This is a genomic window from Streptomyces sp. RKAG290 (assembly GCF_023701695.1).
Lineage (GTDB): Bacteria > Actinomycetota > Actinomycetes > Streptomycetales > Streptomycetaceae > Streptomyces.
Genome location: NZ_JAJOZC010000001.1, coordinates 6,738,541 through 6,753,100, shown reverse-complemented (window position 1 = coordinate 6,753,100; position 14,560 = coordinate 6,738,541). Strand labels below are relative to the sequence as shown.

Genomic DNA, 14,560 nt, shown 5'->3' with positions numbered 1-14,560 from the left:
GGAGCCCGGCGGGGGCGGGGAGGACACCCAGGCACCGACCGCGCCGACGGGCGTGGCCGTGACCGGAAGTACCGACAGCTCGGTCTCGCTGTCCTGGAACCCGGCTTCGGACGACACCGCAGTCAGCGGGTACGACGTCTACCGCGACGGGGTGAAGGCCGGCTCCTCGGCCTCGGCCTCGTTCACCGACACCGGACTTGCCGCCTCGTCCTCGCACAGCTACACCGTGCGTGCCAGGGACGCGGCCGGGAACACCTCGGCGGCTTCCTCGGCGGTCACCGCGAGCACCCGGCCGGGCGGCGGGACGACCGCCGCGCTCAAGGCGCAGTACCGGAACAACGACTCGTCGCCGGGCGACAACCAGATCAGGCCCGGCCTGCAGCTGGTGAACACCGGCGCCACCGCGGTGGACCTGAGGGACGTCACCCTCCGCTACTGGTTCAGCGGCGAGCCGGGAGCCGGCTCGTACGGCACCGCGTGCGACTACGCGGTGATCGGCTGCGGGTCCGTCACCCACCGGGTGGCGTCGTCCGGCTCCGCCGGGCCGGGCGCGGACCACTACCTGGAGGTCGGCTTCACCGGCGGCAGCCTGGCCGCGGGCGCCTCCACCGGTGAGATGCAGCTGCGGCTCAACAAGAGCGACTGGTCCGCCTTCAACGAGGCCGACGACTACAGCAGGGCCACCAACACCGTCTTCGCCGACGCCTCGAAGGTCGCCGTGTACGTCAACGGTGTCCTGACCGCGGGCGCCGCCCCGTGACCGGTCGCCGGCCTCGCCAAACGAGAGGTCCTCGGCCCGGACACGACTCCGCACTCCCGATGGCGGGTTGACCACCGCCCCGCTGTGCCCGCCATCGGGGCACCACCACCGTCCTCACCGACGCACCGCAGGCCGCCGACGCCGGCCTGACGGGGGCACCGAGCCCCAACGGCCCGGCCGTCCCCGAGTCACACCCCACGAACCCGTCTGCGGGGAGTTTCCGCAGGCGTACGAGAGGAGCACGGAGCCGCAATGAGAACCAGAGGCACCATCATGCACGGGCTACGCCGAAGGCTGGCCGCACTCTCCGCCCTGGCCATGGGTGCGGCGCTGGCAGTCGCCATCCCCACCCCCGCCTCGGCGGCGGCCCGGGTCGACAACCCCTACGTGGGCGCCACTGCGTACGTGAACCCCGACTGGTCCGCCAAGGCCGCGGCCGAACCGGGTGGCGCGGCCATCGCCGACACACCGGCCTTCGTCTGGATGGACCGCATCGCGGCCATCGAGGGCTCGGCCGACGCGAAGGGGCTGCGCGAGCACCTCGACACGGCACTGGACCAGGGCGCGAACCTGTTCCAGGTGGTCATCTACGACCTGCCGGGACGGGACTGCGCCGCGCTGGCGTCCAACGGTGAGCTCGGCCCGACGGAACTCGGCCGGTACAAGGACGAGTACATCGACCCGATCTCCGACATCCTCGCCGACCCGGCGTACGCGAGCCTGCGCATCGTCACGATCATCGAGCCGGACTCGCTTCCCAACATCGTCACCAACGCCGGTGGTTCGGCCGGCTCCACCGACGCCTGCGCGACGATGAAGGCGAACGGCAACTACGAGAAGGGTGTCGGCTACGCCCTGCACACCCTCGGTGCCATTCCCAACGTCTACAACTACATCGACGCCGCCCACCACGGCTGGCTCGGCTGGGACTCCAACTTCGTCCCGGCGGCACAGGAGTTCAAGAAGGCCGCCACGTCCGAGGGCGCCACGGTCGCCGACGTCACGGGCTTCATCGTGAACACGGCCAACTACTCGGCCCTGAAGGAGCCGAACTTCAAGGTCACCGACACGGTGAACGGCACCCAGGTCCGTCAGTCCAAGTGGATCGACTGGAACTACTACGTCGATGAGCTGTCGTTCGCCCAGGCGCTGCGCACCGAGCTGGTGAGCCAGGGCTTCGCCTCGAACATCGGCATGCTGATCGACACGGCCCGCAACGGCTGGGGCGGCGCCGACCGTCCCGCCGGCCCCGGTCCGCAGACCAGTGTGGACGCCTACATCAACGGCGGCCGGGTCGACCGCCGCATCCACGCCGGCAACTGGTGCAACCAGACCGGCGCCGGCATCGGCGAGCGTCCCACCGCTGCCCCGGAGCCCGGCATCGACGCGTACGTCTGGGCGAAGCCCCCGGGCGAGTCGGACGGCAACAGCGCCCCCATCGACAACGACGAGGGCAAGGGCTTCGACCGGATGTGCGACCCCACGTACACCGGTAACGGCCGCAACGGCAACAGCCTGACCGGCGCACTGCCGAACTCCCCGCTCGCGGGTCACTGGTTCTCCGCACAGTTCCAGGAGCTCGTGCGCAACGCCTACCCGCCGCTCGACGGCACGCCCGGTGGTGGCGGTGACGACGACACCCAGGCGCCGACCGCACCCACCGGTGTGACCGCCACGGCGAAGACCAGCAGCAGCGTCTCGCTGTCCTGGACCGCGTCGACCGACGACACCGGTGTGACGGGCTACGACGTGTACCGGGGCGGGACGAAGGTGGGCTCCTCCACCACGACCTCGTACACGGACACGGGTCTGACGGCCTCGACCGCCTACAGCTACACGGTCAAGGCGAAGGACGCGGCCGGTAACGTCTCGGCGGCATCCGGCGCGCTCTCAGCCACCACGTCCGCGGGCGGCGGCACCGGTACGGGCGCCCTCAAGGTCCAGTACAAGAACAACGACTCCTCCGCCACCGACAACCAGATCCGGATGGGTCTGCAACTGGTCAACACCGGCAGCGCCGCGGTGGACCTGTCCACGGTGAAGGTGCGTTACTGGTTCACTCCCGAGGCCGGGGCCTCCACCTTCGGCACCGCGTGCGACTACGCGGTGATCGGCTGCGGGAACCTGACTCACGGCGTGAAGTCCTCCGGCGGCTCGGCTGCCGGTGCCAGTCACTACCTGGAGGTCGGCTTCGGCAGCGGCACGCTGGCCGCCGGCGCCTCCACCGGTGAGATGCAGCTGCGGCTCAACAAGAGCGACTGGTCCAACTTCAACGAGGCCGACGACTACAGCCGTTCGGCCAGCACCACCTTCGCCGACGCGTCGAAGATCGGCGTGTACGTGACCGGCGCACTCTCCTGGGGCACCGCCCCCTGATCCCGCTCCCGTCCCCTCGCCGCCGCACTGACATGGCGGCGGGGCCCGGGGCCTTCAACGACCTGCCCCCTGCCGGACATCCGGCAGCGGGCGGTGTCACGTCCGGCAGAGCGGGCGACGCCGCGTCGGCACGGGGCGTGCAGCCGGATCAGCGGACCTCGGTGACCCGGTGCTCCTTGAGGGACGCGCAGTTGGAGTTGTCCACCGACACGTACACGTTGTCGATGTTGCCGCCCCAGCTCACACAGTGGCCCTTGCCGTAGACGTAGCCCGGCCCCGCGTACGACGTGTAACGGCCGGAGTCACCGGCCCACTCGTCGGTGTCGGGGACGTAGACGTACGTGCCCATGTCCTTGGCCTTGCCCGGGTTGGTGCGGATGGTCGCGACGCAGTTCTTCCCGTTCGAGGAGTTGTACGTCAGGTAGACGGTGCCCAGCGAGCTGATGGGTGCCGAGTTCACGGTCTTGTAGGCGCTGCCGCAGACGCTCTGCGGTGTGACGTTGGGTGCGGCCGAGGCGGTCGTGGCGAGCATGGTCGTGGCGCCCACCGCCAGTGCGGTGAACGCTCCTGCGACCGCTACATTGCGCTTGATCCTCATTTTTCCCCCTTGTGGAACTGAGAGCCGTTTGCTCCCACTTGATGTGACCCTCAACGGGCCCGGATGGTTGTGCCGGATTCATGCCGAAGTATCGGGGCGTCGCGGATCTTCCGGGCGGCGACGCGCTGACCGACTACGATGACGACCGGACGGTCACCCTCATCCTCCGGCTGAGAACGCGACGCGTCGGGCGGGGGCCGGATCGCTCGGAGTGCACCCACGACTGCCACAACAGCGTGGTCGGGCCCGCCGGTTCCCGCTGGGCGCCGCACAGCCGCGCCCCACAAGGAGCACCTCATGCGGTACGGCTACATCGGTTCCATGGGCACCCGGCCCGGCCGGCGCGACGAAGTCGTCTCGCTGCTGCTGAGCGGCCTGGACGGTCTTCGCGCCGCGGGATGCGAGCAGTACCTCGTGAGCGTGTCCGAGGATGACGAGAACACGATCTGGGTCACCGAGGTGTGGCGGTCCAAGGAGGATCACGACGCCTCGCTGGAGCTGCCCGAGGTCAAGGCAGCCATCGGCCGGGCGATGCCGATGCTCAACGGGGAGTTCACCAGGCAGGAGCTGAAGGTCGTGGGCGGACTGGGGCTCTGAGCGCCGGGGCGGAGCCCGGCTCTCCGACGCGTTCCGATGCCGTCGAACGCCTGGACGGCTCGGGCACGCGCCGGGCATCGCCCGGATAGCCCCCGGCACCGGTTCGGAGCTGAAAATGGGGGAAGCCGGACAACACGCCGCTTACGCAATGGAGACAGGAGCCGTCGTGACCACCTTTGTCATCACAGTCCCCGGAACGTTCGTCACCGAGATCACCGACACCTCCCGTGCGGCCCTGGAGGAGAAGCTGGCCAAGCGGCACACGGACCTGAGCAGAAGCGAAGGACTCGACCTGCTGACCCTCAACGACGACGGCACCTTCTCCATCCGCCTGGAAGTCGAAGCCACGGACCGGTACGAAGCGGAACTCGACGCGTCCGCACTGGTGTCCACGGCGCTGCAGGAGACAGGGTTCTCAGCTGAGGACGCACCGCTGGGAACACCGGCCGTCACCGGAATCGACAGCGATCTCTGACGGCGCGGGCTGAGCCGGCGAGGGACGACACCGCCTGCTCGGCCCGCGGAACCGCCCGGTCCGGTGGAGCCCCGCCGGACCGGTGGAAGCGGGGAGGACCGGAACGGTCTACTCCCGGAGCAGGTGGGTAGTGAGGTAAGTATGGCTCTGGTGAAGCGTGTTGCTCTTGCTCCTCGCATGGTGCGCCAACTGAGGCGTGTTCGCTCGGTGTACGCGGCGGGGGTGCTGCTGTCCGTGCTGGGGCTGGTTCTCCAGCAGGACCGGTCGGCGGGCGGGCGACAGGTGGGGGTCGCGGGATTGTTCCTGGCCGTGTTCACCGTCCTGCTGGCCTGGACCGTGGTCCAGCTGTGGCGTCATCACAAGGCCGGGCACTGCAGCACGGCCAGGAAGATGTCCCCCACCATCTGACCCGGACCCCCGCTGACCACCCGGGCCCTCCGTCCGGCCCGGCGGGGGTCGTCAGTGCTCCGCTTCAGGCCCGGCCGAGGACGCAGAACTCGTGCCCCTCGGGATCGGCCAGGCACGTCCACGAGACGTCGCCCTGACCGAGGTCGAGGTCGGTGGCGCCGAGGGTCCGCAGCCGGTCCACCTCCGCACTCCTGTCGTCTCCGGCGTAGGGCAGCAGGTCGATGTGGACGCGGTCCGGCACGGTCTTCGCGCCGGAGCGGAGGAACTCGAGATACGGGCCGACACCCTTGGCGGAGCGCAGCACCGCACAATCGTCGGTCACCTCGTGCAGGGTCCAGTCCATCGCCTCGCCCCAGAACCGGGCCATGGCACGCGGATCCTCGCAGTCGACGACCACGGCGGCGACCGGTCCGGTGTCCCGGTAGATCTCCCGAGGCTCCAGCACGCAGAACTCGTTGCCCTCCGGGTCGGCGAGGACCGTCCACGGCACGTCGCCCTGGCCCACGTCGGCGGGCGTCGCACCGAGAGCCTTCAGACGCGCGACCAACTCCGCCTGATGGCTCGCGGAGGTGGTGGCGAGATCGAGGTGCACGCGGTTCTTCGTCGTCGTCTTGGGCTCCGGGACGGCCACGACGTCGATGCAGACGGCGGCCGCGTCAGGCCAGACGAAGCCGCCGCCGGGTTCGACGTTGGTCACGCCCGGTCCCTCGCTGGAAACACCCCAGCCGAGCGCGTCCGCCCAGAAGCGGCCCACCGCCGAGTCGTCAAGGGCCTTTATGTTCACCTGAACAGGTCGCAATGCCATACCGGCGATCCTATGCGCCCGTTCCACGACGACGTCGGCACCGTCGCCGGACAGGGAGCGACCCGCGCCGCCCGCCGGTCCGACGTCACGCGTCGCGGCCGGGACATCACTCCGGCACGCCCCCCGGAGCCCCGCCCTCCGGCGAGGTGACAGCCGGGCGCAGGCCATGGTTACCTGATCCGGGCCATCGCGGATATCCGGTGAACGAAGTGGGTGGAGAGGGTAGTGATGGAGTTCGCGGGTGGGGTGCGGGCCGACGGGCTCCCCGCAGCGCTTTCCGACCCCGCCAGGCTCTCGGCGGTTGCTGCCACCGGCCTGCTGGACACCGGCCCGGAGAACGTCTTCGACGACCTGTCCTCGCTCGCGGCGCGGATAACCGGCACGGGGCGGGCCTTCGTCACGCTGGTCGACGGCAGCCGTTCGTTCTGGAAGTCCTGCTTCGGTGTCGACGCCACCGAGACGGCCGACCGGCAGAGTCCGGTCGGGGAGAGCTTCTGCTACTTCCTCGTCGGCCTTGCGGGGGGCCCCTTCATAGTCGGGGACGCCGCTGCCGATCCCCGCACCCGGGACCATCCGTCCCTGGTGCCGATGAACATCGGCGCGTGGGCCGGCTATCCGCTGCTGGGCCCCGGCGGTGAGGTCCTCGGCAGCTTCTGCGTCATCGACGACGCCCCGCGCGAGTGGACCCCGGCGGATCTCACCACCCTCGCCACCCTGGCCCGTTCGGTCTCCTCGGAAGTCCACCTCCGTCAGTCGCTGGCCGCCTCCCAGCAGGCCCACCAGCTGTCCGCGGACCTTGCCCACACCCTCCAACAGGGCATGCTTCCCCCGGCGCTTCGCCCCGTCCCCGGTCTCGAGACCGCCGCCACCTACCTGCCCGCCTCGCAGAGCGACAGAGAGCACGTGGAGGTGGGAGGCGACTTCTACGACCTCTTCCGCACCCGCGGCTCGGGCTTCGGTGCCGTGCTGGGAGACGTCTGCGGCAAAGGGATCCAAGCCGCGCAGGTCACCGCCATGGCCCGTTACACCGTCCGCGCCGACGCCGGCGAGCACCCGTCGCCCGCCGATCTCCTCCGGCGCCTGAACACCGCGATGCGGGAACAGAACTCCCCACGCTTCCTCACCGCCGTGTACACCACCTTCCGCCTCACGCCCTCGGGCCTCGCCGGACGTCTCGCGCTGGCCGGCCATCCGCCGGCCCTGGTACGCCGCGCCGACGGACGCGTCCATCAACTCGGCACACCGGGCACCCTCCTCGGCGTCTTCGACCATGTGACCCTCAGCGACGTCCGGTTCCGCCTCAGCCCTGGCGACCTTCTGCTCCTCTACACCGACGGCGCCTGCGAAGCCCGGTCCCGGCACACCGTCGGGGCCGCACGGCCGATGTTCGACGAGGACGCCCTCGCCCGGTCCCTGGCCGACTGCCACGGCCTGGACGCTGCCGCCACCGTCAACGGGATCACCCGGATCCTGGGATCCCACCACTCCGGGTGGGCCAGCGACGACACCGCCCTGCTCGCCCTGCGCGTCCCGCCCCGCCGCTGACCCGCACCGCAGCGCGCGCCGCGGTCCTGCTGCTCCGAGGTCGTGGTCCCGCGCCCGAGCAGGGCGGCACCCCGACCCGCGCGACAGCCCGCCGTCCCCCGGCTGCGGGGTGGCTGCGGTCACCCCGCCGGGAAGCCGGCGCCCCAGGGCTCCTCCTCCAGGAGGAGGCCGTTGGCCAGGTAGCTGATGGTGCGGTACCAGCCGGTCAGTACGAGGAGTTCGAGCAGCTGCGCCTCCTCGTAGTGGATCCGCAGGGCATCCCAGACCGACTGCGAGAGCTGCGCCGTCTCGTGCAGTTCGTCGACGGCGTCGAGCAGTGCCTGATGGCGCGGCAGCCATGAGGTGGCGGTGCCGGGGTCGATGCCGGTGGTCGCCCGGAGCTGTTCCGGGCTGAGCCCGGCCTGCCGGGCGAGAGTGGCGGCGTGCACTCCCCATTCGTAGGCACAGCCGGTACGCGCGGTCACGCGGGCGATGACGATCTCACGGTCGGCGGCGGGGAGCAGCCCGTGGCCCAGCAGTCCGGCGCCCAGGGCGAACATGCGTGAGGCCAGTTCGGGGTTGCGGTGCAGCACCCGGAACAGGGTGAGCGGCTCGTGCGGCACGTCGGGGGGCATCCACCGACGGAGCGCGTGCTCGACGGACGCAGGGTACGGGGGGTGGAGCGGTTCGATGCGAGGCATGCGGCACCTCTTCCTGCTTCGATTTTCGCATCACTATGATGCTTCGAGAACCGAAGCGCAAGGAGTGGACATGGAAAGCAGCCAGCCAAGGCCGGGTGCGCCCGTACGGGGTTCGGAGTCGGGCCGTCCTGTCATGGCCGCACTCGACCTGCTCGGGCGGCGCTGGACGATGCGCATCCTGTGGGAACTGAGCCAAGCCCCGGCAGGCTTCCGCGAACTGCAGCGCCGATGCGAGCGCATGTCCTCCAGTGTGCTCAGCACCCGGCTCGAGGAGCTGACCGGCGCCCGCCTGCTGACCCTGCACGGGGACGGCTACCACCTCACCCGGCTCGGCCAGGACCTCGTGGAGGCGCTGAGCCCACTGGACGCCTGGAGCCGACGGTGGGCGAAGGAAACGGGGACCGACGCAGGAGGCCCCGAGGGCTGATGGAACGGCCGCGGAAGAAGCCGGCCACGGCGAGCCTGCCCCAGCCGATCCGGCGTGCGCAGCGGGCGATGCACGCTCGGGGCCGGATCCTGCCAGGTTACCGACCCGGCCCCGAGCGGATGAGGCAGGCCTCTCCCCGTGAGGCCCGCTCCAGGAGTCATTCGGAGACGCGCCGCCCGCGGATTGGCCGCGCGGGCGAGGTATCGAAAGCCCCACCCGTTCGGGCTATCCGCCAGTCGATCCGGCTGCGTCGGTGCGGCCGCCGGAGGCACGGCGGGTGCCCTTTACTAAGGTGACCCAGCCTGACACCCGGTCAGTGGAGCCGGGATCACGTCCGCATTGACCCGCCCGAAGAGGGGTACACGAGGCGACAGCTGCACTTAGGCTGTCGTCCTCCGAGATGCCTGCTGACCTGGCACAACGCAGCCGTGCAGCCGTCCCGGCAGAGCTAGGAGCCGCCCGTGTTCTATTACCTGCTCAAGTACGTCGTCCTGGGGCCGCTGCTGCGGTTGTTCTTCCGCCCTGTCATCGAGGGCACGGAACACATTCCGGCGGACGGCGCGGCGATCGTCGCCGGCAACCATTTGTCGTTCTCCGACCACTTCCTGATGCCCGCGATCATCAAACGCCGCATCACCTTCCTGGCCAAGGCGGAGTACTTCACCGGCCCCGGCGTGAAGGGCAAGCTGACCGCCGCGTTCTTCCGGAGCGCCGGTCAGATCCCGGTGGACCGGTCGGGCAAGGAGGCGGGGCGGGCGGCGATCCGCGAGGGGCTCGGGGTACTGAGCCGGGGCGAGCTGCTGGGCATCTACCCGGAGGGCACCCGCTCGCCGGACGGGCGGCTCTACAAGGGCAAGGTCGGGGTCGCCGTCATGGCCATCAGGGCGCAGGTGCCGGTGGTGCCGTGCGCCATGGTCGGCACGTTCGAGATCCAGCCTCCCGGCAAGGTCGTACCGCGCATCAAGCAGGTCACCATCCGCTTCGGCGAACCGCTGGACTTCTCCCGCTACGCCGGACTGGAGAACGAGAAGGCGGCGATCCGGGCGGTGACCGACGAGATCATGTACGCGATCCTCGACCTGTCCGATCAGGAGTACGTCGACGAGTACGCGGTCAAGGTGAAGGCCGCCGACCAGGCAGGACGCACGGGAAGGTTCCCGAAACTGCGCCGCTGACGGCGGGCCGGCGCTCGGTGGGCACCGCCCGTCCGGGCGCGGGACGGTCCGGGCGCGGGACGGTCCGGCCGCGCTCAGCGGTGTTCAGCCGTTCGCGGGGGCTGTCAGTTCGTCGGCCGCGCGGTCCAGCACCGCGCGCAGCTCCCTCGCGTCGGTGGCCACCGCGGTCACCAGCACGGCGGGGCCGGCGAGACGGGTGAGCACGGCGGTCGGTCCCAGCAGCCGGGTGTCCGGGGCCTTCTCGTCGAACCCCGGGTCCACGACGAGCAGTTGTCCGACGGCGCGATGGCCGCCGAGCACCGCCGGTCCGTCCCATCCGCCGGGGGCGCCCGGCCCGTACGCCACCTGCTGGTCCAGGAGCGGGCGGCCGGCGCGGCGGACGGTGAGTCTGCTGATGAGGGTGCCGGTCGTCTCCCCGTGACGGCCGAGGATCTGTTCCTCGCGCAGCACCAGCCGTGCGGTGGGGGCGAGTTCGACCGTGGTCCGCATGATCAGATGACTGCCGTGGGCGGAGATGAGCTGCTCCGGACGCCAGTTGAGCCCGGCCCCCTCCCCCGCCTCCAGAGTCACGTCGTAGTGGGCGGGTCCGGCGTCCGGCCCCGGTCCGGGGAGGGCGACCGTGGCCGCGGTCGCGTCGACGGTGAGCTGGACCCCCTGACCGGCCCGCACCTCGATGGCGAGCCGGTCACCGCCGAGCGGTGCGCTCATCGCGCCGACGACGGTGACGCGGGCGGATCCGGGCGCCGTGGCCCTGGTCCGGCGCAGGGCGAGCGGCCCCTCGCTCTCCAGGACGGGGAACGAGGTGGCACCGCGGCTGTCGCGTACGGCGGTGACGCGGGCGGTGGCCCGGACGCTCATGCGGTCCAGGAGGCGAGCTGCCCCCGCACCCAGTCGGCGACGGGCCCGACACCTTCGCCGGAGGTGAGCGAGGTGAGGACGACGGGCAGTTCGCCCCGCTTGTCGGCGGCGTCCCGGGCCATCCGGTCGAGGTCGGAGCCGACGTACGGCGCCAGGTCGGTCTTGTTGATCACGAGCAGGTCGGACGTGGTGACCCCGGGGCCGCCCTTGCGCGGGATGTCGTCACCGCCCGCCACGTCGATGATGAAGATCTGGGCGTCGACCAGCCCCTTGGAGAACGTGGCCGTGAGGTTGTCGCCGCCCGATTCGACGAGGATGAGATCGAGGGGCCCCACGGCGTCCTCCAGGTCCTCGACGGCTTCGAGGTTGGCGGAGATGTCGTCGCGGATGGCGGTGTGCGGGCAGGCTCCGGTCTCGACGGCCTGGATGCGCTCGGGCGGCAGGACCGCGTTGCGGAGCAGGAACGCCGCATCCTCACGGGTGTAGATGTCGTTGGTGACGACCGCGAGGGACAGCTGGTCGCGCAGGGTGCGGCAGAGCGCGGCCACGGTGGCGGTCTTGCCCGAGCCGACCGGACCGCCGAGACCGATGCGCAGGGCCCGCCGGGTGCCGTCGGGGCGTGCGGCGTCGGCGCCGACCGCGGCCGGGCCGAGGTGGGAGTGGTCGAGGTGCATGGTGCGGCTCCTGTGGTGGTTCGGGGCAACGAGCAGGTCTGCGGGCAGGGTCACGAGGCGAACAGCCGGACCGGCCAGTCGGCGTGTCCCTCTGCGGTGATGTCGAGCAGGGGGGCCGATGCGGCGGGCAGCTCGTCGATGCTCCCGTGCGCCGCGGCGGCTGCCTGCGCGGCGACCCGGTCGAGTTCGGGGCGAGCCGGGCGAGGACGGCGGTGGCGTCGAACGGATTGAGGGAGAGCAGCCGGACCACCGCGGTGGCCGGACCGCTGACCGTTTCGTACACGGCGCAGTACGCGGCGTCCTGCGGCCCCAGCCCCGCCGCGCGGGCGGTGAGGCCGAGTACGACGGGCTGGTGGGCGCCGCGCGGGCGGGCCCGTGCCAGTGCGTCGAGTTCACCGCTCGGCCAGGTGGCGCGGGCGGCCCGCATCAGCTGACGGCCCAGCCTGCGGGCGACCGCCCGCAGCGCGGGTGAGGGGGTTCGGGCGTCGGCAGCGTCGTCGAGGGCCAGCGGGTCGTGTCCGTGGGCGGCCGCCGCGGCGAGCGCCGCGGCGGTGAGCCCGGTCGTGTGGAGGCGGCCCCGGCAGAAGTCGGCGAGGTCCTCGGCGTTACGGATGCGTCCTGCCTCGACGGCCGGTTCCGCGCCACCGGAGTGGGCGTGGCCACCGGCGGGAAACCGGCCGTCGGCCAGGACGAGCAGGGCTGCGCGGCTCATCGTGGCCCGTTCTCAGAAGAGGAAGTAACGTTGGGCCATGGGGAGTTCGGCGGCGGGTGCCGGTTCGACGGGATCGCCGTCGATCGTCACGGCGAAGCTGTCGGGGTCGACGTCGACCCGCGGAGTCGCGTCGTTCTCCCGCATGTCGGCCTTGGTGACGCCCCGGGTGCTGGTGATCGGGACGAATCTCTTCCCGAGTGCGAGCCGCTCCGGCAGTCCGTCCTCGATCGCCGCGCCCGACACGAAGTTGAACGAGTTGGCGGCCGGGGCCCGGCCGACCGCTCCGAACATCGGGCGGGGCATGACGGGCTGCGGCGTGGGGATGGAGGCGTTGGCGTCACCCATCTGTGCGTACGCGATCTGACCGCCCTTGATGACGGTCTGCGGCTTCACCCCGAAGAACGCCGGTTCCCACAGCACCAGGTCGGCGAGCTTCCCGGTCTCCACGGAGCCGATCTCCCGGTCGAGGCCCTGGGCCACCGCGGGGTTGATGGTGTATTTGGCGACATAGCGACGGGCTCGGTGGTTGTCGGCCCGGCCGTCGCCCGGCAGTGCCCCGCGGCGTCTCTTCATCACGTGCGCGGTCTGCCAGGTGCGCATGACGACCTCTCCGATGCGCCCCATGGCCTGGGAGTCGGACGAGATGATCGAGATGGCCCCGAGGTCGTGCAGGATGTCCTCGGCCGCGATGGTGGAGGGCCGGATCCGTGATTCGGCGAAGGCCAGGTCCTCCGGTACGGCCGGGTTCAGGTGGTGGCAGACCATCAGCATGTCGAGGTGTTCCTCGATGGTGTTGACGGTGTGCGGCCGGGTCGGGTTGGTTGAGCTCGGCAGGACGTACGGCTCCGAGACGACGCTGATGATGTCGGGCGCGTGCCCGCCGCCCGCGCCTTCGGTGTGGTAGGCGTGGATGGAGCGTCCGGCGATGGCGGCCAGGGTGTCGGCGACGAACCCCGCCTCGTTCAGCGTGTCGGTGTGGATGGCGAGTTGGGCGCCGGTCTCCTCGCAGACGCCGAGACAGGCGTCGATCACGGCGGGTGTCGCGCCCCAGTCCTCGTGGATCTTGAACCCCAGCGCTCCCGCCCGCAGTTGGGAGTGCATGGCGTCGCGGGACATCGTGTTGCCCTTGCCGAGCAGGCCGATGTTGACGGGGTAGGCCTCCAGCGCCTCGAACATCCGGGCGAGGTGCCAGGGGCCCGGCGTGATGGTGGTGGCCTTGGTGCCCTCGGCCGGGCCCGTGCCACCGCCGACGAGCGTGGTGATGCCGGAGGAGAGCGCCTGGTCGATGAGGGTCGGCGAGATGAAGTGCACATGGGCGTCTATGGCGCCCGCGGTGAGGAACTTCCTGTTCCCCGCGATGATCTCGGTCTCCGGCCCGATGACCAGGTCCGGATGGACGCCGTCCATCGTGTCGGGGTTGCCGGCCTTGCCGATCCCGGTGATCCGGCCGTCGCGGATGCCGATGTCCGCCTTGACGATGCCCCAGTGGTCGATGATGACGGCCCCGGTGATGACGGTGTCGGGGGCACCTTCGGCGCGGGTGGTGCGCGCCTGGCCCATGGACTCACGGATCACCTTGCCGCCGCCGAACACCGCCTCGTCGCCGGCGAGCCCGGGTCCGCCGCAGCGGTCCTCCTCGATCTCGACCAGCAGATCGGTGTCGGCGAGGCGGATCCGGTCGCCGGTGGTGGGACCGAAAAGGTCCGCGTACACGGCGCGATGGAGTTCAGCCATCGAGTTCACCTCCGGTCTCGCCGCGCAGGCCGGGGACGATGCGCCGTCCGGCCAGCGGGACGAGTTCGATGTCGACGGGGATGCCGGGCTCGAAACGGACGGCGGTCCCGGCAGGGATGTTCAGCCGCAGACCGTGGGCTGCCGCCCGGTCGAAGCGCAGACCGGGGTTGGCCTCGGCGAAGTGGTAGTGCGAGCCGACCTGGACAGGCCGGTCGGCCGCGTTGAGGACAGTGAGGCGGGTGACGGCCCGGCCCGCGTTGAGCGGCACCGGCCCGTCCGCGTACAGGATCTCTCCCGGAATCATCGGCGGCGCCCCGTCAGACGATCGGGTCGTGGACGGTGACGAGCTTGGTGCCGTCCGGGAAGGTCGCCTCGACCTGCACGTCATGGACCATCTCGGCGATGCCGTCCATGACGTCGTCACGGGTGAGCACCTTGCGCCCGGATGCCATCAGCTCCGCGACCGTACGGCCGTCGCGGGCGCCTTCCATGAGATGGGAGGTGATGAGGGCGACCGCCTCCGGGTGGTTGAGCCGCAGTCCGCGTGCGCGGCGCTTCTCCGCCACATCCGCGGCTACGTGAATGAGCAGGCGTTCCTGCTCGTGCGGGGTCAGCTGCACGTGTCCACCTCATAGTCGTCCGCCCGGTACCGGCCCTGGGCGCAGCGCGACACTAGCCGTCTTCAACAGGCTGTTGAACGTAGAACCGGTGCCGCACGGCGAGGTATTGCACGTTA

15 protein-coding genes and 2 pseudogenes are annotated in these 14,560 nt (G+C 70.9%); 8 read left to right on the top strand and 9 right to left on the bottom strand.

Annotated features, from left to right (window positions below; translation table 11 throughout):
• Positions 1–7: 7 nt before the first annotated feature.
• Both LNW71_RS29920 and LNW71_RS29915 read left to right on the top strand, forming a co-directional pair.
• A pseudogene (locus LNW71_RS29920) lies at positions 8–760 on the top strand (cellulose binding domain-containing protein); the annotation flags it as partial.
• 252 nt (positions 761–1,012) lie between these two features.
• Positions 1,013–3,136 carry a glycoside hydrolase family 6 protein gene (locus tag LNW71_RS29915; protein WP_285802223.1) on the top strand — a complete coding sequence of 708 codons (2,124 nt, stop codon included), beginning with the start codon at positions 1,013–1,015 and terminating at the stop codon, positions 3,134–3,136.
• Positions 3,137–3,284: 148 nt separating this feature from the next.
• Here the strand turns inward: LNW71_RS29915 and LNW71_RS29910 are convergent, their stop codons facing one another.
• On the bottom strand, positions 3,285–3,734 hold the full coding sequence (locus LNW71_RS29910) for a spore-associated protein (protein WP_250971047.1): 450 nt from the start codon (positions 3,732–3,734) through the stop codon (positions 3,285–3,287).
• A gap of 297 nt (positions 3,735–4,031) precedes the next feature.
• On the opposite strand from LNW71_RS29910, the gene LNW71_RS29905 reads away from it, so the two are divergent.
• The 3 genes from LNW71_RS29905 to LNW71_RS29895 all read left to right on the top strand — a co-directional run bounded on the left by LNW71_RS29905 (position 4,032) and on the right by LNW71_RS29895 (position 5,214).
• Positions 4,032–4,331 (top strand): putative quinol monooxygenase, encoded by a 300-nt coding sequence (locus tag LNW71_RS29905; RefSeq protein ID WP_250971046.1) that lies wholly within the window; start codon positions 4,032–4,034, stop codon positions 4,329–4,331.
• Positions 4,332–4,497: 166 nt separating this feature from the next.
• Positions 4,498–4,806: a hypothetical protein gene (locus LNW71_RS29900; protein WP_250971045.1), complete on the top strand. Its 309-nt coding sequence runs from the start codon at positions 4,498–4,500 to the stop codon at positions 4,804–4,806.
• A gap of 177 nt (positions 4,807–4,983) precedes the next feature.
• Entirely contained in the window at positions 4,984–5,214 is a 231-nt protein-coding gene (locus tag LNW71_RS29895; RefSeq protein ID WP_308294526.1) for a hypothetical protein, read from the top strand.
• A 64-nt stretch (positions 5,215–5,278) separates the two neighbouring features.
• Here LNW71_RS29895 and LNW71_RS29890 read toward each other — a convergent pair whose 3' ends face one another.
• Entirely contained in the window at positions 5,279–6,019 is a 741-nt protein-coding gene (locus LNW71_RS29890) for a VOC family protein (RefSeq protein WP_250971043.1), read from the bottom strand.
• A 228-nt stretch (positions 6,020–6,247) separates the two neighbouring features.
• Here LNW71_RS29890 and LNW71_RS29885 point away from each other — a divergent pair, with 228 nt between their 5' ends.
• Positions 6,248–7,564, top strand: coding sequence for a GAF domain-containing SpoIIE family protein phosphatase (locus LNW71_RS29885; RefSeq protein WP_250971042.1), 1,317 nt, complete (start codon positions 6,248–6,250; stop codon positions 7,562–7,564).
• Between the two features lie 119 nt (positions 7,565–7,683).
• Here the strand turns inward: LNW71_RS29885 and LNW71_RS29880 are convergent, their stop codons facing one another.
• Positions 7,684–8,244 (bottom strand): carboxymuconolactone decarboxylase family protein, encoded by a 561-nt coding sequence (locus LNW71_RS29880; protein ID WP_250971041.1) that lies wholly within the window; start codon positions 8,242–8,244, stop codon positions 7,684–7,686.
• Positions 8,245–8,314: 70 nt separating this feature from the next.
• Here LNW71_RS29880 and LNW71_RS29875 point away from each other — a divergent pair, with 70 nt between their 5' ends.
• The gene (locus tag LNW71_RS29875) at positions 8,315–8,671 is read left to right on the top strand and encodes a helix-turn-helix domain-containing protein (protein ID WP_250971040.1); all 357 of its coding nucleotides are present in this window, start codon (positions 8,315–8,317) and stop codon (positions 8,669–8,671) included.
• A 461-nt stretch (positions 8,672–9,132) separates the two neighbouring features.
• Positions 9,133–9,846, top strand: coding sequence for a lysophospholipid acyltransferase family protein (locus LNW71_RS29870; RefSeq protein WP_250971039.1), 714 nt, complete (start codon positions 9,133–9,135; stop codon positions 9,844–9,846).
• Between the two features lie 84 nt (positions 9,847–9,930).
• On the opposite strand, the gene LNW71_RS29865 is transcribed toward LNW71_RS29870, so the two are convergent.
• The 6 genes and pseudogenes from LNW71_RS29865 to LNW71_RS29840 form a co-directional block, all read right to left on the bottom strand.
• Positions 9,931–10,704, bottom strand: a complete 774-nt coding sequence (locus tag LNW71_RS29865) for an urease accessory protein UreD (protein WP_250971038.1) — start codon at positions 10,702–10,704, stop codon at positions 9,931–9,933.
• Complete coding sequence (ureG, locus tag LNW71_RS29860; RefSeq protein ID WP_250971037.1) at positions 10,701–11,378, bottom strand: urease accessory protein UreG; 678 nt, start codon at positions 11,376–11,378, stop codon at positions 10,701–10,703. Before ureG ends, LNW71_RS29865 begins: the two co-directional genes overlap by 4 nt.
• Before the next feature lie 50 nt (positions 11,379–11,428).
• Positions 11,429–12,090 (bottom strand): annotated as a pseudogene (locus LNW71_RS29855) (urease accessory protein UreF).
• 12 nt (positions 12,091–12,102) lie between these two features.
• Entirely contained in the window at positions 12,103–13,824 is a 1,722-nt protein-coding gene (locus LNW71_RS29850) for an urease subunit alpha (RefSeq protein WP_250971036.1), read from the bottom strand.
• Positions 13,817–14,128, bottom strand: coding sequence for an urease subunit beta (locus LNW71_RS29845; protein WP_250971035.1), 312 nt, complete (start codon positions 14,126–14,128; stop codon positions 13,817–13,819). The genes LNW71_RS29850 and LNW71_RS29845 overlap by 8 nt, the downstream gene beginning before the upstream one ends.
• Positions 14,129–14,141: 13 nt before the next feature.
• Positions 14,142–14,444, bottom strand: coding sequence for an urease subunit gamma (locus LNW71_RS29840; protein WP_250971034.1), 303 nt, complete (start codon positions 14,442–14,444; stop codon positions 14,142–14,144).
• Positions 14,445–14,560 lie beyond the last annotated feature (116 nt).

Coding starts and splice junctions, on each gene's coding strand:
- LNW71_RS29915 (WP_285802223.1), top strand. CDS start 1,013: ATGAGAACCAGAGGCACCATCATGCACGGGCTACGCCGAAGGCTGGCC.
- LNW71_RS29910 (WP_250971047.1), bottom strand. CDS start 3,734: ATGAGGATCAAGCGCAATGTAGCGGTCGCAGGAGCGTTCACCGCACTG.
- LNW71_RS29905 (WP_250971046.1), top strand. CDS start 4,032: ATGCGGTACGGCTACATCGGTTCCATGGGCACCCGGCCCGGCCGGCGC.
- LNW71_RS29895 (WP_308294526.1), top strand. CDS start 4,984: ATGGTGCGCCAACTGAGGCGTGTTCGCTCGGTGTACGCGGCGGGGGTG.
- LNW71_RS29890 (WP_250971043.1), bottom strand. CDS start 6,019: ATGGCATTGCGACCTGTTCAGGTGAACATAAAGGCCCTTGACGACTCG.
- LNW71_RS29885 (WP_250971042.1), top strand. CDS start 6,248: ATGGAGTTCGCGGGTGGGGTGCGGGCCGACGGGCTCCCCGCAGCGCTT.
- LNW71_RS29880 (WP_250971041.1), bottom strand. CDS start 8,244: ATGCCTCGCATCGAACCGCTCCACCCCCCGTACCCTGCGTCCGTCGAG.
- LNW71_RS29875 (WP_250971040.1), top strand. CDS start 8,315: ATGGAAAGCAGCCAGCCAAGGCCGGGTGCGCCCGTACGGGGTTCGGAG.
- LNW71_RS29865 (WP_250971038.1), bottom strand. CDS start 10,704: ATGAGCGTCCGGGCCACCGCCCGCGTCACCGCCGTACGCGACAGCCGC.
- ureG (WP_250971037.1), bottom strand. CDS start 11,378: ATGCACCTCGACCACTCCCACCTCGGCCCGGCCGCGGTCGGCGCCGAC.
- LNW71_RS29850 (WP_250971036.1), bottom strand. CDS start 13,824: ATGGCTGAACTCCATCGCGCCGTGTACGCGGACCTTTTCGGTCCCACC.
- LNW71_RS29845 (WP_250971035.1), bottom strand. CDS start 14,128: ATGATTCCGGGAGAGATCCTGTACGCGGACGGGCCGGTGCCGCTCAAC.